This window comes from Gordonia sp. GONU, from assembly GCF_024733855.1.
GTDB classification, from domain to species: domain Bacteria; phylum Actinomycetota; class Actinomycetes; order Mycobacteriales; family Mycobacteriaceae; genus Gordonia; species Gordonia amicalis.
Genome location: NZ_JANRHB010000007.1, coordinates 1 through 18,300, shown reverse-complemented (window position 1 = coordinate 18,300; position 18,300 = coordinate 1). Strand labels below are relative to the sequence as shown.

17 protein-coding genes are annotated in these 18,300 nt (G+C 67.9%); 5 read left to right on the top strand and 12 right to left on the bottom strand.

Annotated elements, in window-relative coordinates; translation table 11 throughout:
• Positions 1-32 precede the first annotated feature (32 nt).
• The gene (locus tag NWF34_RS08895) at positions 33-641 is read left to right on the top strand and encodes a hypothetical protein (RefSeq protein ID WP_006436227.1); all 609 of its coding nucleotides are present in this window, start codon (positions 33-35) and stop codon (positions 639-641) included.
• Positions 638-1,261, top strand: coding sequence for a hypothetical protein (locus NWF34_RS08890; RefSeq protein ID WP_258324731.1), 624 nt, complete (start codon positions 638-640; stop codon positions 1,259-1,261). Before NWF34_RS08895 ends, NWF34_RS08890 begins: the two co-directional genes overlap by 4 nt.
• A gap of 29 nt (positions 1,262-1,290) precedes the next feature.
• On the opposite strand, the gene NWF34_RS08885 is transcribed toward NWF34_RS08890, so the two are convergent.
• From NWF34_RS08885 to NWF34_RS08875, 3 genes are all read right to left on the bottom strand, one after another.
• Complete coding sequence (locus NWF34_RS08885) at positions 1,291-2,484, bottom strand: SPFH domain-containing protein (protein WP_258324835.1); 1,194 nt, start codon at positions 2,482-2,484, stop codon at positions 1,291-1,293.
• A gap of 45 nt (positions 2,485-2,529) precedes the next feature.
• Complete coding sequence (locus NWF34_RS08880; RefSeq protein ID WP_006436230.1) at positions 2,530-2,958, bottom strand: NfeD family protein; 429 nt, start codon at positions 2,956-2,958, stop codon at positions 2,530-2,532.
• 65 nt (positions 2,959-3,023) lie between these two features.
• A complete protein-coding gene (locus tag NWF34_RS08875; protein WP_258324730.1) occupies positions 3,024-3,851 on the bottom strand; it encodes a DUF3097 domain-containing protein in 828 nt (275 codons plus the stop codon).
• Between the two features lie 119 nt (positions 3,852-3,970).
• Here NWF34_RS08875 and NWF34_RS08870 point away from each other — a divergent pair, with 119 nt between their 5' ends.
• Positions 3,971-4,819, top strand: a complete 849-nt coding sequence (locus tag NWF34_RS08870; protein ID WP_258324729.1) for a serine/threonine protein kinase — start codon at positions 3,971-3,973, stop codon at positions 4,817-4,819.
• Here NWF34_RS08870 and NWF34_RS08865 read toward each other — a convergent pair.
• The 9 genes from NWF34_RS08865 to NWF34_RS08825 all read right to left on the bottom strand — a co-directional run bounded on the left by NWF34_RS08865 (position 4,789) and on the right by NWF34_RS08825 (position 14,550).
• Positions 4,789-5,487 carry a hypothetical protein gene (locus tag NWF34_RS08865; protein ID WP_258324728.1) on the bottom strand — a complete coding sequence of 233 codons (699 nt, stop codon included), beginning with the start codon at positions 5,485-5,487 and terminating at the stop codon, positions 4,789-4,791. The genes NWF34_RS08870 and NWF34_RS08865 overlap by 31 nt on opposite strands.
• A 448-nt stretch (positions 5,488-5,935) precedes the next feature.
• A complete protein-coding gene (locus NWF34_RS08860; RefSeq protein WP_258324727.1) occupies positions 5,936-7,027 on the bottom strand; it encodes a ferrochelatase in 1,092 nt (363 codons plus the stop codon).
• Positions 7,028-7,044: 17 nt separating this feature from the next.
• Complete coding sequence (gene inhA / locus NWF34_RS08855; protein ID WP_159405072.1) at positions 7,045-7,884, bottom strand: NADH-dependent enoyl-ACP reductase InhA; 840 nt, start codon at positions 7,882-7,884, stop codon at positions 7,045-7,047.
• A gap of 70 nt (positions 7,885-7,954) precedes the next feature.
• Positions 7,955-8,689 (bottom strand): 3-oxoacyl-ACP reductase FabG1, encoded by a 735-nt coding sequence (gene fabG1, locus NWF34_RS08850; RefSeq protein WP_006436236.1) that lies wholly within the window; start codon positions 8,687-8,689, stop codon positions 7,955-7,957.
• Positions 8,690-8,777: 88 nt separating this feature from the next.
• Entirely contained in the window at positions 8,778-9,746 is a 969-nt protein-coding gene (locus NWF34_RS08845; protein ID WP_024498157.1) for a VWA domain-containing protein, read from the bottom strand.
• 3 nt (positions 9,747-9,749) lie between these two features.
• Entirely contained in the window at positions 9,750-10,688 is a 939-nt protein-coding gene (locus NWF34_RS08840) for a DUF58 domain-containing protein (RefSeq protein WP_006436238.1), read from the bottom strand.
• Positions 10,678-11,874 carry a MoxR family ATPase gene (locus tag NWF34_RS08835; protein ID WP_258324725.1) on the bottom strand — a complete coding sequence of 399 codons (1,197 nt, stop codon included), beginning with the start codon at positions 11,872-11,874 and terminating at the stop codon, positions 10,678-10,680. The genes NWF34_RS08840 and NWF34_RS08835 overlap by 11 nt, the downstream gene beginning before the upstream one ends.
• A gap of 141 nt (positions 11,875-12,015) precedes the next feature.
• The gene (locus NWF34_RS08830; RefSeq protein ID WP_258324724.1) at positions 12,016-13,557 is read right to left on the bottom strand and encodes an NlpC/P60 family protein; all 1,542 of its coding nucleotides are present in this window, start codon (positions 13,555-13,557) and stop codon (positions 12,016-12,018) included.
• Between the two features lie 363 nt (positions 13,558-13,920).
• Positions 13,921-14,550, bottom strand: coding sequence for a DUF6676 family protein (locus tag NWF34_RS08825; RefSeq protein ID WP_258324723.1), 630 nt, complete (start codon positions 14,548-14,550; stop codon positions 13,921-13,923).
• Positions 14,551-14,846: 296 nt separating this feature from the next.
• Between NWF34_RS08825 and NWF34_RS08820 the strand changes: the two genes are divergently transcribed.
• Together NWF34_RS08820 and NWF34_RS08815 are read left to right on the top strand one after the other, a co-directional pair.
• Positions 14,847-17,648 carry an aconitate hydratase gene (locus tag NWF34_RS08820; protein ID WP_182156109.1) on the top strand — a complete coding sequence of 934 codons (2,802 nt, stop codon included), beginning with the start codon at positions 14,847-14,849 and terminating at the stop codon, positions 17,646-17,648.
• Positions 17,649-17,662: 14 nt separating this feature from the next.
• On the top strand, positions 17,663-18,229 hold the full coding sequence (locus NWF34_RS08815) for a TetR/AcrR family transcriptional regulator (RefSeq protein ID WP_006436243.1): 567 nt from the start codon (positions 17,663-17,665) through the stop codon (positions 18,227-18,229).
• The last annotated feature ends 71 nt before the right edge of the window (positions 18,230-18,300 follow it).

The following is an 18,300-nucleotide window of genomic DNA, read 5'->3' as shown; positions in this document are numbered from 1 at the left end:
ATCGTGCTTGATCAAGGTCGTAGGCTTGTGTGATGTTCGTCATGACCGTCGATCAGCGGGGAAGCCGCACCGACATCGATCGCGTCGACGCTGTGCTCACCCGCCTGGGCGACGTCGACACGGTGCGCTCCTTCGAGCGCACCGCCGGCGACGAGATCCAGGGTGTTCTCGACGATCCGACGACCCTTGCACATCTCGCCGTGGAACTGACCGCCGACGGCCACTGGAGTGTCGGCATCGGCACCGGCGGCGTGGAACAGCCGCTGCCCTCCTCCACCCGCGCCGGCCGCGGAGCCGCCTTCCTCTACGCCCGAGACGCGGTCGAGGCGGCCAAACGACAGCGGATACCGCTGTGCGTGCGCGGCCCTGACGCCCGATGGTGCCGTCACGCACAGACCGCCGGACGCCTGATCAGCGACATCGTCGCCACCCGGAGTGCCGCCGGGATCGAGGCGGTGGCACTCATGCGGCGGGGACTCACCCAGGCCGACGCCGCGGGCGCCCTCGACATCACGCCGCAGGCCATGAGCCAACGGCTCCGCGCCGCCGGTTGGGATCTGGAACCGGATGCGCTGGACCTCCTCGCCGACGCGCTCGCCGAGGCCGATCGTCATGCCTCGGACGCGGAGCTCGCGCGATGACCGGCACCGCACTCGTCCTCCTCCTGCTGACCGTCGTCGCGCCCGTGCTCTGGCTCGGTGTCGAACACTGGATGCGCGGACGTGCCCGGGATGGACTGGCCGTGCCGCGTTCGGCGGCGATCATCCACACCATCGGCCTGATCGTCCTGCTGGGCCTCGCGGCCGCGACCGCAATCGTCGCGGCGACGGCCGGACCAGCCGCCGGATTCGCCGCCGCGGCGGCTCCGGTGATCGCGGCGATCGCGGCCATCACCGGTGGCGGTCCGGTGGTGCGCGCGGTACTGCAACTCGGCGGCGTCCGGGCGGGTCCGACGCCACCGCACGACCCTGACACCGACGACACCGACACCGACACCACCGAGACGGAACCGTCCGACCCGACGGAGGTCGGCCCGCTCCGCGGTGGACGCGTGATCGGCTACCTCGAGCGACTCGCGGTCGTCACGACGCTGATGGCCGGATGGCCGGAGGGACTCGCGATCATCCTCGCCGTGAAGAGCCTCGCGCGCTATCCCGAACTACGTGCCCCGCAGGCCTCGGAGCAGTTCATCATGGGCACCTTCGCCTCGGTGCTGTGGGCGATCGGCCTCGCGGGCATCGAACACCTCATCACGACCTGATATGCGCGTCCGGTCCCAGCTGTCGTGACCTAACCGGGAGTGCCGGGGGTGGTACCGGTCTCCTCGATCGCGGCATCGAGCGACGGGTGCCGTGACGACCGGCCCATCCCGGTACCGATCTCCGGGGCGACCGGTTTGCGGGCCACCGCCTCGGCCTCGGCGACGGCCTGCGCAACCTTGGGGTCGGAGGCCAGCGAGAACCAGTCCTCGGTCTCCGACTCGTCGATCTGCGAGGGCGGCGAATCGGTCGGCTCGTACCGGAACACACCGTCGTCGCCCTGGACGCCGAAGGACTTCGCGAAACCCTGCAGTGCCGAACCGAAGTCGGACGGCACGACCCAGACCTTGCTGCCCTCGCCCTTCGCCATCTCCGGCAGCTGCTGGAGATATTGGTAGGCAAGCAGTTCCGGGGTGGGCTTGGCGGCCTTGATCGCCGCGAAGGTCTTCTCGATGGCCTTCGCCTCGCCCTGCGCGTTCAGGTAGTACGCCGCGCGATCACCCTGCGCGCGCAGGATGCGCGACTGCCGGTCCGCCTCGGCTGCGAGGATCGCAGCCTGCTTGGCGCCCTCGGCCGCGAGGATCTGCGACTGCTTGTTGCCCTCGGCCGTCTTGATCGCCGACTCCCGCTGTCCTTCCGCGGCCAGGATCGTCGCGCGCTTCTCGCGGTCGGCCTTCATCTGCTTCTCCATCGACTCCTGGATCGACGGCGGCGGCATGATCGACTTGAGTTCGACGCGGGCGACGCGCAGACCCCACCGGCCGGTTGCCTCGTCGAGCACTCCGCGCAGCTGCCCGTTGATGGAATCGCGCGAGGTGAGGGTCTCCTCGAGAGTCATGCCGCCGACCACGTTGCGCAGCGTGGTGATGGTGAGCTGCTCGACGCCGGCGATGTAATCGTCGATCTCGTAGACCGCCGAACGCGGGTTGGTCACCTGGAAATAGACGACGGTGTCGATGGACAGGGTGAGGTTGTCCTCGGTGATCACCGGCTGCGGCGGGAAGGACACGACCCGCTCACGGATGTCGACGCGCGCCCGGATCCGGTCGATGAACGGCAACAGCAGGGTGAGCTGTCCCGACGCGGTGCGGGTGTAGCGGCCGAGCCGTTCGATCACCGCGGCTTCCGCCTGCGGGATCAGGGCCACCGATTTGACCAGCACCACCACCACGAGCAGAACCAGCAGTACGACCACGACCAGGCCGAAGATCTGATAATCGTCCATCATTCGCCTTCCTCGCGAAACGTCGAGCAGGTCAGGGTCGAGGGATCAGGGGTGCCACACCACCGCGGTCGCACCGTCGATCTGCACGACGGTCACATGGGTTCCGGGTTCGATGACCTGTGCGGGATCCATCGTCCGAGCGGACCAGATGTCGCCCCCGATCTTGACCCGGCCGTCGTGCTGGTCCACCTTCTCGGTGACGATCGCCGCTCGCCCCTCGAGGGCCTCGGTGTTCATGAGCACGGCGGGACGGTTGAGCATGTGGCGTTTGGCAACCGGACGGACCGCGACGAGCAGCAGCACCGACACGACGGCGAAGACCAGACCCTCGACCCACAGGGGCGGCTCCCAGACGAAATCGACACCGGCCGCGGCAAAAGCACCACCGGCCAGCATGAGCAGCACCAGTTCGCCACCGAACATCTCCGCGACCACCAGGACGATCGCGGCCGCCAACCACAGCAGGGCGCTCATGTGTCCAGTCTGCCAGAGTTGTCGGGGGCCCTCCGGTCCTCGGACGCGCGAGCATGCGGAATGCTCTAGCCGGCCTCCTCCGCGGCCGTCACGAAGTCGATGAGTTCCTCGACGGACCGCAGCAGATCCACCTCGAGGTCGCGGAAACTACTCACTCCGCCGAGCACCCGGCGCCATCCGTCTCGGGGGTCACCCCAGCCCAGCTCGGCGCACACGCCGGTCTTCCAGTCGGTACCGCGCGGGATCTTCGGCCAGGCCGTGATCTTCACCGACGCGGGCTTCACCGCCTCCCACACGTCGATGTAGGGATGGCCGCACACCAGCACGTGCTCGCCGACCTCGGCGGTGAGATGGGCTTCCTTCGAACCGGCGACGAGATGGTCGACGAGTACCCCCGCGCGCCGGTGCGGGGCGGGCTGGAACTCGGCGAGCGCTTGTTCGAGGTTGTCGAGGCCGTCGAGGCTGACGACCACCACGCCCTCGGCCCGCAGGTCGTCGCCCCACACTCGTTCGAGCAGGGTCGCGTCGTGCACGCCTTCGACGAAGATCCGGCTCGCCCGCGCGGTGCGGGCGCGGGTGCGGGGTGCGGCGCGCGAACCCGACGCCGTCGTCGCGGGCTTCTGGGGGCCGCGCGTGCGCGGGCGCACGAGGGTCACGGTACGGCCGTCGATGAGGAATGCGCCGGGGTTCATGAGGAACACACGGGTCCGGCCGTGCCGGTCCTCGAGGCGGACGAGGTCGCCGGCGTAGCTCTTCTCGAGACCGACGACGGCACCGCAGAATCCGGTGGCGGCGTCCTCGACCACGAGGTCACGGTCGGCGGCGACCTCCACCGGACGCGGCTTGGCCCGGCGTGGCTGGGACAGCACATCGCGTCCGTACCGGTCATCCATCGCGTTCCACCTCTCCGGTCCCTGGACATCTGCGTCCAACACCGTATGCGCCCGGCACACCGGCAGCGGGTTGCCACGCCCGGTGACCGGGAGGGGGACGGCGGTATCGTTGTCTCCTGATGAAACGCAGCGACATCCTCCCTCACATCGTCGCGTGGCCGACCTGCGCCCTCGGCGCCTGGGCGGCTGCGTGGCTGACCGGACGCTGCTCCCCCGACGACGTGATCGAGGCACTGGCCGAATCCGCCGACCGGCACGAGGTGCAGAGCGAACAGTCCACGTCCGCAACGGAATCCGGCAGCAACATCCACAACGGCAGCGGCGTACTCGACCTGCTGGGCTTGCTGAGGTCAGCCCGACGGTTGGCCGTGCGCCTGCCGTCCACCGGCGATCCGCAGGGCCTGCCACCGAATCCCGCGACGTCGAAGGCACTGATCACCGGCGAGGTTCTCCTGATCGACGACTCGGACACGGCCGGCACCCTCGCACTCGTCCCCGAGTTCTCCACCCTCGGCATCGATCCCCCGTACGTGACGTGCCGGTGGACGGTCTTCCGGTATGCGGATCGGCTGGACCTCGACCATCTGGTGTCGTCCGGACCGTCTGCGGGTGACCTGGAATACGATCTGCGGCAAGCAGTCCGCGATGCGGCCATGATCATCGGCGGCCTCGGCGGGCGCCGATCGCTCGACGCGGGCGACCTCCGCAAGGAGCTCGCGGTCCTCACCGCCCGGCATCGCGTCGCCCTGCCGCCGCATGCGCTCGACGCCCGCTCGACCCGCCTGATCGACACCGCCGCCCAGGTCGAGGCGATCGTCGACCTGGCCGGCGCCCGCCGGGTGGAGATCGGGGACAGTGCGGGCCAATGGGATTCGGGTGACTCCGCGCTACGTGGATTGCAGACGCTCACGAGAACCGCGCGCGCTGCCGCCGTCAATCACACGATCGGCGAACTACTCCGGCGCTGAGCCGCGAGGTCCGGCCCTCTCGGGTCCGGCACCGGACCCGGCCGGGGCGGCCGCTCGGAGACGAGGCCGTACATGGTGATGCCGTTCCAGTCCTCGGCTGCGAACTCCGCGGCCCCCCACGCCAGCGCGTACCAGTCACGCAGCCGGGGAGATCCGGTCCAGGCGTAGTACGGCCGGGATGCCGCGGTACAAAATCGCTCGACCTCGCGCATCATCGCGGTCAACACACGACCGCCGCGTTCCTCTGCCGCCACGATCCCGATCCGGAGGTTGACCGCGTCGTTCACCGGCGGCGCCATCTGCGGACTCCTCAGGAGTTCGGCGACGCGTTCCCGTACTCCGGGAACAGTCGCCACCACCGCGAAATCGGCTGGGGTCAGCGGCGGCTTGCCCCCGGGTGACAGGTCGGTGTCGTGTGGCTGGAAGACCAGCATTCCGACGAGACGGCCGTCCCGCCGTGATCCGATCACACATCCCGCGTCCAACAACGGCCGCAGGAGAATCTCTGCCAACCATCTGCGCAGCGAAAGGTCGGATATGTACTCACCGAGCAGCCAACTGTACAGCGGGATCTCGTGCAGAGTGTCCGCGAGCAACTCGACGCCTGGGCCGAGATCGTCGGCGTCGAGGGTAATTGTTTCAATCCCCTCGAATTGTTCATCACTCATAGCAGGTCACAGCGCTTTGGAGACGACATCGAAAAAATCGGTGGAAACACCTCGGGTGGACCGCGTCATTGCCGCGGCCCACCCGAGAAGGCTTCTCACACCGTCGGAGTCGTGTCGTCGCCACCCTCGATGGAACCGGTGATCAGGGATTCCAGGATCGGTTCGAGGACTTCGGGACTGAGTTCGATGTAACCGTCTGCCATTACAGATTTCCTCTCTCACAATCGCAACCCGGGACGGGAAGCTCAGTAAGAGAATGGCATTCTGCGGACGACGGGGCCACTTGTGCAGTCTCCCGTTATTCGATCGTTACCCGTGCAAACCATTTACGATTTGAGGGCACTCGCCGCCCTTTAAGGATTCAAATCCGACAATATGTCTCAGAAATGCACTTAAACGGCCGTCAATCAAGATGCAAAGATTTCGTCCCGGACTTATGGAGTCCCGGTTATTGCCCGCCGGACGAGGTGGTCGGCCGCCGCGATGGGCGCGCGGCAGGCACGCAGCACCGGTCCCGGCACACCCGGCCGTTGTCGCCGCAGCCCATGGCGGCCAGGTCGCCACCGCCGGTGGCGTAGTTCTGCACGAGTTCGCCGATCATCTCGACGAACCGCGGGTCCGTACCGACGGTGTCGGCGCGGACGTACTGCATGCCGAGCCGTTGCGCCGCCTCGGCGGCCTCGTTGTCGAGGTCCCAGATCACCTCGAGGTGATCGGAGATGAATCCGACGGGATAGACCACGACCCGTCGGACGCCCTGTGCCGCAAGATCTTCCAGGTGGTCACAGATGTCCGGCTCGAGCCACGGGATCTGCGGGGGTCCCGACCGCGACTGCCAGACCTGGTCGAAGTCGTCGATGCCGAGCGCGTCGGCGACGGCCCGCGACGCCGCCAGCACCTGGCGGGAGTACAGACCGCCGCCCTCGGCGGCCGGCCCGGAGGCGGCGTCGGCCGAGTTCGGGACGGAGTGCGCGGTGAAGACCAGGCGTACCGGGTCGGCGGACTCACCGAGCGCCTCGATCCCCCGACGAACGGCATCTGCACCGGCTGCGGTGAATGCGGGGTGCGACCAGTACTGCGGCAGCTTGCGCAGCACCACAGCGCCCTCGCGTGTGGTGCTCGCGGGTTCGCGTTCGGCGAGCGCCGTCAGCGCGCGGTCGATGTCCTCGTGGTACTGACGGCATCCCGAGTAGCCGCCCCATGCGGAAGTCGGGAAGACGAGGATCCGGCGATGCCCGGCCCGGTACATCTCGGCGAGGGTGTCCTCGGCCATCGGGTGCCAGTTGCGGTTGCCGAAGTAGACCGGCAGGTCGAGACCGCGGCGTGCCAGTTCGGCGCGCAGGCCGTCGATCATGTCCAGGTTGAGCCGGTTGATCGGCGACACCCCGCCGAAGTGCAGATAGTGCTCGGCGACCGACTCCAGTCGCTCCCGTGGTATCCCCCGGCCCCTGGTCACATTCTCCAGGAAGGGCATCACCTCGTCGGGCCCCTCGGGGCCACCGAAGGACAGGAACAGGACGGAATCGAAAGCGGTCTCCACTGCGTGTCTCCCCGGGCTCACGACCCGGAGGTCATGCCCTCCGGGAACCAGGTGTTGTGGCTGGCGCCGCCGTCGACATAGACGATGGAGCCGGTGGTGCCCGGCAGCCAGTCGCTCAGCAACGCACAGACCGACTTCGCGACCACGGTCGGATCGTCGACGTCCCAGCCGATCGGCGAGGCACCGTCCCAGTACTCGTTGAGCATGTTGAGCTGCTTGGCGTCGTCGGTCGCGGTGCCGGCGATGGCCTTGGCCGCGAGGGTCTTGATGGGTCCGGCGGCGACCAGGTTGGAGCGAACGTTCTTGGCGTTGCCCACCTCTCGCGCCACGTAGCGGTTCACCGACTCGAGGGCGGCCTTCGCGACGCCCATCCAGTTGTAGAACGGCATGGCGGTGCGCGGATCGAAGTCCATACCGACGATGGAGCCGCCCTCGTTCATGACGGGCAGCACGGCGCGGGCCAGCGACGCATAGCTCCAGGCCGAGATCTCGAAGGCCTTCGCGGCGTCGGGGCCGGGCCCCTCGAGGAACGGCTTGGCGTCCGGACCCATCAGGGTGCGCGGTGCGAATGCGATCGAGTGCATGACGCCGTCGACGCCCTGCGGGGCGATCTCGCGGATCTTGCCGGCGAGCGCCTCGAGGTCCTCCTCGTTGGTCACGTCGAGGCCGATGGCCGGCGGGACCTCCTTGGGCAGCCGCTTCGCGATCCGGTCGATCAGCCGTAGCCGCTCGGGGATGCCGGTGATGATCACCGTCGCGCCCTGTTCCTGCGCCATGGCGGCCGCGTGGAAGGCGATCGACGCATCGGTGATGATGCCCGTGATGAGGACGGTCTTCCCGTCCAGGATTCCGCTCACGAAGATGTGCTCCTGAGATCGACGTTGATTGAGATGTGGTGTGGCCGGTGGCGGGTCTGACCCGGGTGGGTCAGTGGCCCATGCCCATGCCGCCGTCGACCGGGATGACCGCGCCGGAGATGTAGCCGCCCTCGTCGGAGGCCAGGAAGCTGATGGCGGCGGCGACGTCTTCGGGCTTGCCCGTACGGCCCAGCGGGATGGCCTGCTTGGCCATCTCGATGTAGCGATCCTCCATCGCCGCGGTCATGTCGGTCTCGATGAACCCCGGGGCGACGACGTTGGAGGTGATGTTGCGGGACCCGATCTCGCGGGCGATCGAACGTGCCATGCCGATCAGGCCGGCCTTGGACGCCGCGTAGTTGACCTGGCCGGGGATACCCGACATCGCGACGACCGAGCCGAGGAAGATCATCCGACCCCACTTGGCACGCTGCATCCCCTTGGTGGCGCGCTTCGCACAACGGAAGGCGCCGGTGAGGTTGGCGTCGATGACCTTCTCGAAGGACTCCTCGGACAGGCGCATGAGCAGCATGTTGTCGGTGATCCCCGCGTTGGCGACGAGGACCTCCACCGGGCCCTGGTGGGCCTCGACCTCGGCGAAGGCCGCGTCGACGGACTCCGAGTCGGTCACATCGCACTTCACGCCGAACAGCCCCTCGGGCGCACCCGACCCGCGGTGGGTGACCGCGACCTTGTGCCCGTCGGCGGCCAGGCGCTGGGCCACGGCCAGGCCGATCCCGCGGTTGCCGCCGGTGACCAGGACCGACCGGGAAGGATTCTGCGCTTCGCTGCTGGATGCCGTCATGGGTGTCTAACCTATCCGTTCTGTTGGGGGCGGCGTCGCGGTGGTCGGCGGACGTGGCACGCCAGTGGGTCGGACCAGTGGGTTCGGGTCAGGGCAGCCGGCGATTGATCGCCAGGGCTGCGAACGCCGAGACCAGCGCGAACAACGTACCCGCGATGAGCCACGGCTTCGAATTGTCCCCCCGCCGGGTCTCGTAGCCGATCTCGTTCTGCAGCTTCTCGTACACCTTGTTGAGCTCGTCGAGGCTCGCCGCGGTGAAGAAGTCGCCGCCGGACAGGTTCGCGATCTTGCGGAGCGAATCGTCGTCGACGGGTACCGGCACCCGGTCGCCCTCGAGTTCGACGGTGCCCGTCCGGGTTCCGAAGGAGATGGTGGAGACCGGGATCTTCTCCTCCTTGGCCTTGCGGGCCGCGGTGAAGGCGCCGCGGGGGTCGTCGGGATCGTCGGGCACGGTCTCCTTGCCGTCCGACAGGAGCACGATCCGCGCCGGCGGGGCCGCCTCACCACCGCCGAGGACGGCGTTGAGCGTGCTGATCTGCTGCAGTGCCGCGAAAATGCCCTCGCCGGTCGCCGTCTTGTCGTCGAGTCTCAGTTTGTCGACGGCGACCTTTGTCGCGTTGTGGTCGGGGGTCGGCGACACCAGACTCGCCGCGGTCCCGGCGAAGGAGATCAGCCCGAGGTTGATGCCCTCGGTCAACTCGTCGGCGAACTTCTTCGCCGACTGCTGGGCGGCCCTGATGCGCGACGGCGCCACGTCGGTCGCGTTCATCGACCGGGACACGTCCATCACGAGGATCACCGTCGCCTTGTTGCGCGGGACCTTGCGGTCGGCCTGCGGACCCGACAGCGCGACCGTCAGCAGGATCAGCGAGATGATCAGCAGCGCGATCGGCACATGGCGGAACCGGTTGCGGTCGGCCGGTGCGACGGACTTCAGGAGATCGAGGTTCGCGAAGGTCAGCGCCCGCTGCCGACGACGACGCAGCATGTACACATACGCGGCGCCGAGCAGCGCCACGACGAGCAGCAGCAACAACCACCAGGGACTGGACAGCATGGTCTACCCCACCCCGGCGGCGAGGCCGCGACGTCGCTGGGCGATGAACTTCACGGTGTCGGCGATCCACTCGCGGTCGGTGCGCAGCGTCAGCGTGGCGCCACCGCAGCTGCGCAGCGTCCGGTGCACGCGCTGCTGATGCGCCCGCGCGGCCGCGGCGAAGTCGCGTCGGAGGTCCTCGGTGACCGTCACGTCGTGGATCTCCCCCGATTCGGCGTCGGCGAGGGTGACCTCGCCGATCGGCGGCAGTTCGAGGTCGCGCGGGTCGAGGACCTCGACCGCGAGCAGCTCGTGGTGGGCGCCGATGGCGCGCAGTGATCGTTCCCAGTCGATCGGCCCGAGGAAGTCGCTGATCACGACCGCGAGACCCCGACGGCGCTGTGGCCGACGCAGTGCCTCGATGCCGGCCTTGAGGTCTCCGCGGACACCGGGAGCACTCCGGTGCGTCGTCGCGATCGCCTTGAGCAGGTTCTGTGCATGGGCGCGACCGGCCCGCGCCGGTACCCGCACGAGGTCGTCGCCGGTCACGACGAGGGCGCCGTGACGGTTACCGCCGCCGGTGGTCAGGTGCACGATCGCGGCTGCCGCGGCCACCGCGAGGTCTCGTTTGGTGCAGCCGACGGTGCCGAAGTCGAGGCTCGCCGACGCGTCGACCACGAGCCAGGTCTCGAGCTCGCGGTCGGCGATCATCTGGCGCACGTGCGGTTGGGTGGTCCGCGCGGTGACCGACCACTCCATGCGACGGACGTCGTCCCCCGGCTGGTAGGCGCGCGCCTCTCCCGGCTCCGAACCCGGTCCGGGGATGAGTCCGAGGTGCTCGCCCTGCAGCACACCGTCGAGCTTGCGGCGAACCGTGAGCTCCAACATCTTCAGAGCCGCGGTGAGCTGGGGCTCCTCGAGCAACCCGGCACCGAGGCTCGGCAGGTCCCGATTAGCCGCCATACCGCGAATTCGGGTTCACCGGACCGGAACCCTGCGGAACCTGTTGCGCGGCATAGCCGTTGGCACCCTGCGGAGCTCCCTGCGGCACGCCGGCGGCGTGGCCCTGCGGACCCGGACCCGACTGGTAGGAGTTCTGCGCCACCGGCTGCGCGCCGACCTGCGGGAGTCCCACGGTCTGCAAGACCCGGGTGATGACCTGGTCGGCGTCGATCTCGTCGGCCAGGGCGTCGTAGGACAACACCAGACGGTGACGGAGGACGTCGGGCATGATCTCGACGATGTCCTGCGGGATGACGTAGTCGCGGCCGCGGACCAACGCGAGCGCGCGAGCGGCGGCGACGATACCCAGGGTCGCGCGGGGCGAGGCACCGTAGGACAGCCACGATGCGACGTCGCTGAGACCAAGCTCGGCCGGGCGGCGTGTCGCGTTGATGACGCGGACGACGTAGTCGACGAGCGCGTGGTGGACGAAGACGTTCGCGGCGGTCTTCTGCAGCCGCAGCATCGCGGCGGGGTCGAGGACCTGCGAGGCCGTCGGCGGGACATTGCCCATCCGGTAGACGATCTCGCGCTCCTCCTCCACCGACGGGTAGTCGACGAGCACCTTGAACAGGAAGCGGTCGCGCTGTGCCTCCGGCAGGGGGTAGACACCCTCGTTCTCGATGGGGTTCTGCGTCGCCATCACGAGGAACGGGTCGGGCATCGGATAGGTCTTGCCGCCGATCGACACGTGCCGTTCGGCCATGACCTCGAGCAGCGCGGACTGCACCTTGGCGGGCGCGCGGTTGATCTCGTCGGCGAGAAGGAAGTTCGCGACCACCGGACCGAGCTCGGTGTCGAACTCCTCCCGGCCCTGGCGGTAGATCCGCGTACCGATGAGGTCGGTCGGCACCAGGTCGGGGGTGAACTGCACCCGGGAGAAGGACCCGCCGACGACCTTGGCGAAGGTCTCGACCGCGAGCGTCTTGGCGACGCCGGGAACACCTTCGAGGAGGATGTGGCCGCGGGCGAGCAGACCCACGAGGATTCGCTCGACGAGCTGGTCCTGACCGACGATGACGCGCTTGACCTCGTAGATGGCCCGCTCGAGCAGGGCGACGTCGGCGTCGCTCAGCACCGACGAATCGGCGCCTGCCGCGGCCGGGTCCCCCGTGGCCGCCTTGTCGAGGGAGTGCGATTCGGTCAACCCGTGCTCCTGTTCATCTGAACTCTGCTGCTCGCTGGTGAGGACACGCCGGGACCGAAGGCACCCCCACGTGTTTGTGCCAGCCTAGCCGTGCGAACTGAAAAGCTGCCAAGAAGATCGCGGCTCGTCGGTCAGACGCATTCAGAGCAGGCGGACCACGTTCGGCATCGCACCGTTGGTGCGCAGCGGCGACACCTTCACGACGGAACCGGACTGCGGGGCCTCGACCATCTTGTTGTCGCCCAGGTAGAGCGCGACGTGCTGACTCGCGTTGGGACCGTAGAAGATCATGTCGCCGCGACGCATCTGCGAGAGCGGGAAGTGCGGACCCGAGGTGTACTGGTAGCCCGTGTAGTGCGGCAGTTCGATGCCCACGCCGCCGAAGGCGTACATCATCAGGCCCGAGCAGTCGAAACCGACCTTGCGGTAGTCGCCGTAGCTGTCGGCGACACCGCCGTCGCGGATGCCCTGCGTCGGACCGTTGGCGTCGCCACCGCCCCAGGCGTAGGTGACACCCAGCTGCGACAGAGCACGGTTGACGACGATCTCCACCGCCTGCGGGCCGCGCAGACCCGGGCGCACCATGCCGCCCGATCCGCCGCCGCCGCCACCACCGGAACCGCCGAACAGGGAGCCCAGGCTCCCCGAACCCAGCCGTGAGCTCAGGCTGTCGTTGCCGCTGCTGCCGGTGAGGTCCACGCCACCGAGGCCGAGCTCGTTGAGGAGTTCGGACTGCGGGAGCCGCTGCTCCCCGATGATGCCCGAGAGCATCTGGGAACCCATGTCGAGGCCGATGCCGAGAGCCGCCGAACCCACGTCGACCGCGATCTTCGCGGCGGCACGCGCAGCGATCGCGAGCAGCTCGTTGTCGGAGACGTTGGTGGTCGGCAGATCCGGGAGGGCGGCCGGGGCCGACGGGAAGAGGTCGGACAGCAGTTCACGGGTGGATGGCCCGGCGGCGTTCTTCTTCGGGACGTAGCCGCGGATCGAGTCGATCTTCTTCTGCACGCGGTCCCGCTTGGCGACCAGGGTCGCCTTGCGCTGCTGCTGATCGGTGACGGCGGTCCGGGCCTCGGCGACCGCGGCCAGTGCGTCGCGCTTGCGCTGTTCGGCGCTCTTCGCGGCGAACGACGCCTGCCGCCGGGTCGCCTCGACCGCGGCGAGGCGATTGGCCTTCTGGTTGCGGGCGACCTGCAGTCGACGGATGGTCTCCTGCTGCTTCTTGCCGACCTGGTCGAGCAGCTTCATCCGGTCCAGGACGGCCTGCGGGTCCGGGGAGGCCACGTAGTTGGACATCGAACCCTGCTCGGCGCCCTGCTGGTAGGCGAGGCGGACGAATCCGTCGAACGCCTTCTGCGCCTCGACGACGGCCTGGCCGGCCCGGTCGAGTTCGGTGCGCGCACCGCGCGCGGCGACCGTGGCCAGTCGCCGCTGGGCGAGTGAGTTCTGGAAGTCGACGATCGCGCGGTTGACGTTCTCCTGCCGCATCGCCAGGGCCTGGTCGAGGTCGACGATGTCCTGGTTGACCGACGCGATCTCGTTGATCAGCCCGGACACCGGCGACTCGGGCGCCTTCTTCGGGGTGGCGACCGCATGACCGGCGCCGACCGCACAGATGAGAACGGCAGCCATGGCCGCCGTGACGCGCGCCGGCCAGGACGCACCTGTTCTTCCTCGCCTCACCTGAACTCCTCGCGGTTCTTCCGGGGACGTGCCCGATCCCGGATGTTGATCGAACGGCCACTGTGCCCCGACCACACACTGCACATGGGTCGCAGATGCCCCTATAGGGAACACAGGTCACACATGCGACATCAGAACCGTACGTCACATCAACCACACGAGAAAACCTAACGAAATGAATTACAAAGACGTGATTACCTGGGAAAATGCTGTGAACTGCAGATAGTTCACCAGTGCGGCTCAGGTCTCGAATTCGCAACAAACCGGTGGACGAACCGATTCGGGGGCGAGCACCACGACACCGGCGCCACCGGACCGCGACGAGCGGTCGTCAGTGACGCAGACGAAAGTGAAGACCGGGCGTCAGGAAGACGTCGAGGAGTCGACGGTCGCCCCGTCGCGAGACGCGTCCGGGTCGTCGGACGACGACGCGTGCGCACCGGTCGGGTTCACCGGACCGAGGGGGCCGCCCGCCGCCGCTGCGCGGGCACGTCGGGTGCGGAATCGCGCGCCCGCCGCACTGAGCACGACGACGAGGATGAGGACGAGTCCGACGACGGTCCAGTCGACGTGCGAACCGGTCATCGAGTCGACCATCTGTCGCGCGGCCCCGGGCGGATCGGTGAGGGCGAGATTCTGGGTCGCCTCCTCCTGGATCACCCGGCTGAACTCCGGCGAGGAGCTGCCGACAGAGTTGGGGCCGAGCACGATCACGGTGCCGCCGACCTGCTCCTGGAGCTGGTTGGCGATGTCGCGGTAGAGGCTGAAGCGCGGTTGCACCTGGTCGACGACCACGAAGCTGAAGTCCTGGCCCTTGGACTTGGCGTACTCGATCACCTCGAGCATCCCGGGTACCTGCTCGGGAGTGGCGCCGGCCACCCCGTCGTCGGCGATGTCGCGCGAGAGCTCGGCCATGTCGACCCCGACCAGCCCGGTGAGTTCGCTGTTCTCCGCGGGAGCGGCCAGCATCAGCATCGTCGGCTCGGGACCCATACGGCCTCACCCCTGTCTGTCGGAAACCCCCGCGGCGAGCAAAGCGGACGCTCACCGGACTTCGCCCTGCACCGTACGACACAATGGAGTCGTCCGGGTATTCGCCTACGCGTGCGGCCTCGACGGCGTGTCGTCGCCACCCCGCTGGGACAGTACGCTCGTACTGTTAGGCTGGACGAAGTTGTCGCGGGTCGTCTCGCGGACACCCGATGGCACCGGTGCAGCCCGCCGGGTTCAACAATTCATCGAGCATCGCCGACGCGGCCCGTCGGCACACGAGGAGAGTGGATTTAGACGTGAGTATCAATTCCTTCGGCGCCCGCGGCACGCTGGACGTCGGCGACAACAGCTACGAGATCTACCGCCTGAATGCCGTCAAGGGCGCCGAGAAGCTCCCCTACGCCCTCAAAGTGCTGACCGAGAACCTCCTTCGTACCGAGGACGGCGCGAACATCACCGCCGAGCACATCGAGGCCCTGGCCAACTGGGATCCGAACGCCGAGCCCAGCGTCGAGATCCAGTTCACCCCGGCCCGCGTGATCATGCAGGACTTCACCGGCGTGCCCTGCATCGTCGACCTCACCACGATGCGCGACGCCGTCAAGGAACTCGGCGGCGACCCGAACAAGGTCAACCCGCTCGCGCCCGCCGAGATGGTCATCGACCACTCCGTGATCATCGAGGCCTTCGGCAACGCCCAGGCCTTCGAGCGCAACGTCGAGATCGAGTACCAGCGCAACGAAGAGCGATACAAGTTCCTCCGCTGGGGCCAGGGCGCCTTCGACGACTTCCGCGTCGTCCCGCCGGGCACCGGCATCGTCCACCAGGTCAACATCGAGCACCTCGCGCGCTCGGTCATGGTCCGTGACGGCGTCGCCTACCCCGACACCTGCATCGGCACCGACTCGCACACCACGATGGAGAACGGCCTCGGCGTCCTGGGCTGGGGCGTCGGCGGCATCGAGGCAGAGGCCGCGATGCTCGGCCAGCCGGTCTCGATGCTCATCCCGCGTGTCGTCGGCTTCAAGCTGACCGGTGCCACCAAGCCCGGCGTGACCGCCACCGACGTGGTCCTCACCATCACCGAGATGCTGCGCAAGCACGGTGTGGTCGGCAAGTTCGTCGAGTTCTACGGCAATGGCGTCGCCGAGGTGCCGCTGGCCAACCGCGCCACGATCGGCAACATGAGCCCCGAGTTCGGTTCGACGTGTGCGATGTTCCCCATCGACGAGGAAACCGTGAAGTACCTGCGCCTCACCGGCCGCAGCGAAGAGACGCTCGCCCTCGTCGAGGCGTACGCCAAGGAACAGGGCATGTGGCTCGAGAAGGACGCCGAGGAGGCCGTGTACTCGGAGTACCTCGAGCTCGATCTCGCCGACGTCGTCCCGTCGATCGCCGGCCCGAAGCGTCCGCAGGACCGCATCGAGCTGTGGGATGCCAAGAACGCCTTCCGCAAGGACATCCACAACTACGTCGAGAACGGCAACAGCCCGGCTCACACCAAGCTCGACGAGGCCGTCGAGGAGACCTTCCCGGCCTCCGACCCGGCCACGCTGACCTTCGCCGACGATGACGCGGAACCGCTGCACTCGGCCGCCAACGGCGCCGAGGGCCGTCCGACGAAGCCGGTGCGCGTGGACTCCGAAGAGCGCGGCTCGATGATCCTCGACCACGGCATCGTGACCATCGCATCGATCACCAGCTGCACCAACACCTCCAACCCGTCGGTCATGCTCGGCGCGGCGCTGCTCGCCAAGAAGGCCGTCGAGAAGGGCCTGACCTCCAAGCCGTGGGTGAAGACCTCGATGGCTCCGGGCTCGCAGGTCGTCACCGGTTACTACGAGAAGGCCGGCCTGTGGCCCTACCTGGAGAAGCTGGGCTTCTACCTGGTCGGCTACGGCTGCACCACCTGCATCGGCAACTCGGGCCCGCTGCCCGAGGAGATCTCGAAGGCGATCAACGACAACGACCTGACCGCCACCGCGGTGCTCTCGGGCAACCGCAACTTCGAGGGTCGCATCAACCCCGACGTGAAGATGAACTACCTGGCCTCGCCGCCGCTGGTCATCGCCTACGCCCTGGCCGGCACCATGGACTTCGACTTCGAGTCCGACCCGCTGGGCAAGGACACCGACGGTAACGACGTCTTCCTCAAGGACATCTGGCCGACCAACGAGGAGATCGAGGCGACCATCGCGTCGTCGATCTCGCCGGAGCAGTACGCCGCCGACTACGCCGACGTCTTCAAGGGCGACGAGCGCTGGCAGAACCTGCCCACGCCGTCGGGCAAGACCTTCGAGTGGGACGAGAAGTCGACCTATGTGCGGAAGCCTCCGTACTTCGAGGGCATGCAGCTCGAGCCGGCACCCGTCTCCGACATCAAGGGCGCTCGCGTGCTCGCGAAGCTCGGCGACTCGGTGACCACCGACCACATCTCCCCCGCGTCGACGATCAAACCCGGCACCCCCGCCGCGCAGTACCTCGACGCCAACGGTGTGGCACGCAAGGACTACAACTCGCTGGGCGCCCGTCGTGGCAACCACGAGGTGATGATCCGTTCGACCTTCGGGAACATCCGCCTGCAGAACCAGCTGCTCGACGGTGTGTCCGGTGGCTACACCCGCGACTTCACCCAGGAGGGTGCACCGCAGTCGTTCATCTACGACGCCGCGCAGAACTACGCCGAGCAGAACATCCCGCTCGTCGTGCTCGGCGGCAAGGAGTACGGCACCGGTTCGTCGCGTGACTGGGCGGCCAAGGGCACCAGCCTGCTAGGCGTCAAGGCGGTCATCACCGAGAGCTTCGAGCGCATCCACCGCTCGAACCTGATCGGCATGGGCGTCATCCCGCTGCAGTTCCCCGAGGGTGAGTCGCACAAGTCGCTGGGCCTCGACGGCACCGAGACCTTCGACATCACCGGTATCGAGGAGCTCAACGAGGGCAAGACCCCGAAGACCGTGCACGTCACCGCCACCAAGGAGGACGGCTCGAAGGTGGAGTTCGATGCCAAGGTGCGCATCGACACCCCCGGTGAAGCCGATTACTACCGCAACGGAGGCATCCTGCAGTACGTGCTGCGGAACATGATCAAGAGCTGACAGGAGCACGCGACGTGCCCAAGGTCAGTGATGACCGCCTTGCCGCGCGTCGTCGGGAGATTCTCGACGGCGCGCGGCATTGCTTCGCGGAGTACGGATACGACGGTGCGACCGTCAAGCGGATCGAGGAGTCCACGGGTCTGTCCCGCGGCGCGATCTTCCACCACTACCGGGACAAAGAGGCGCTCTTCCTCGCGCTCGCGCACGAGGACGCCGAACGCATGGCGGATGTCGCCGCCGAAGAGGGTCTCGTGCAGGTCATGCGTGACATGCTCACGCGGCCAGAGGATTTCGACTGGCTCGGAACCCGACTCGAGATCGCGCGAAAGCTACGCACCGACAACAGCTTCCGGGCCGAGTGGATGGCACGGTCGGCCGAGCTCGAGCAGGCCACCCTCACCCGCCTCGAGCGCGGCCGTCAGGCCGGTCGTCTTCGCGACGATGTCCCCACCAACGTCCTGGTCAAGTATCTGGATCTCGTTCTCGACGGACTGATCACCCGACTGGCATCGGGTCAGCCCACCGACGATCTGCACGCAGTCCTCGATCTCGTCGAGGAATCGGTGCGGGCCAAGGACTGACGCCCCCGCCGGGAACGATGAGCTCGACCGGACCGGCGAGCCGCGCCGAATGCCGTTCGGCGCGGCTCGCC

Bases quoted from the DNA above. Each gene is read 5' to 3' on its own strand.
- NWF34_RS08895 (WP_006436227.1), top strand. From the start codon at position 33: ATGTTCGTCATGACCGTCGATCAGCGGGGAAGCCGCACCGACATCGAT.
- NWF34_RS08890 (WP_258324731.1), top strand. From the start codon at position 638: ATGACCGGCACCGCACTCGTCCTCCTCCTGCTGACCGTCGTCGCGCCC.
- NWF34_RS08885 (WP_258324835.1), bottom strand. From the start codon at position 2,484: ATGGACGATTATCAGATCTTCGGCCTGGTCGTGGTCGTACTGCTGGTT.
- NWF34_RS08880 (WP_006436230.1), bottom strand. From the start codon at position 2,958: ATGAGCGCCCTGCTGTGGTTGGCGGCCGCGATCGTCCTGGTGGTCGCG.
- NWF34_RS08875 (WP_258324730.1), bottom strand. From the start codon at position 3,851: ATGGATGACCGGTACGGACGCGATGTGCTGTCCCAGCCACGCCGGGCC.
- NWF34_RS08870 (WP_258324729.1), top strand. From the start codon at position 3,971: ATGAAACGCAGCGACATCCTCCCTCACATCGTCGCGTGGCCGACCTGC.
- NWF34_RS08865 (WP_258324728.1), bottom strand. From the start codon at position 5,487: ATGAGTGATGAACAATTCGAGGGGATTGAAACAATTACCCTCGACGCC.
- fabG1 (WP_006436236.1), bottom strand. From the start codon at position 8,689: ATGACGGCATCCAGCAGCGAAGCGCAGAATCCTTCCCGGTCGGTCCTG.
- NWF34_RS08845 (WP_024498157.1), bottom strand. From the start codon at position 9,746: ATGCTGTCCAGTCCCTGGTGGTTGTTGCTGCTGCTCGTCGTGGCGCTG.
- NWF34_RS08840 (WP_006436238.1), bottom strand. From the start codon at position 10,688: ATGGCGGCTAATCGGGACCTGCCGAGCCTCGGTGCCGGGTTGCTCGAG.
- NWF34_RS08825 (WP_258324723.1), bottom strand. From the start codon at position 14,550: ATGGGTCCCGAGCCGACGATGCTGATGCTGGCCGCTCCCGCGGAGAAC.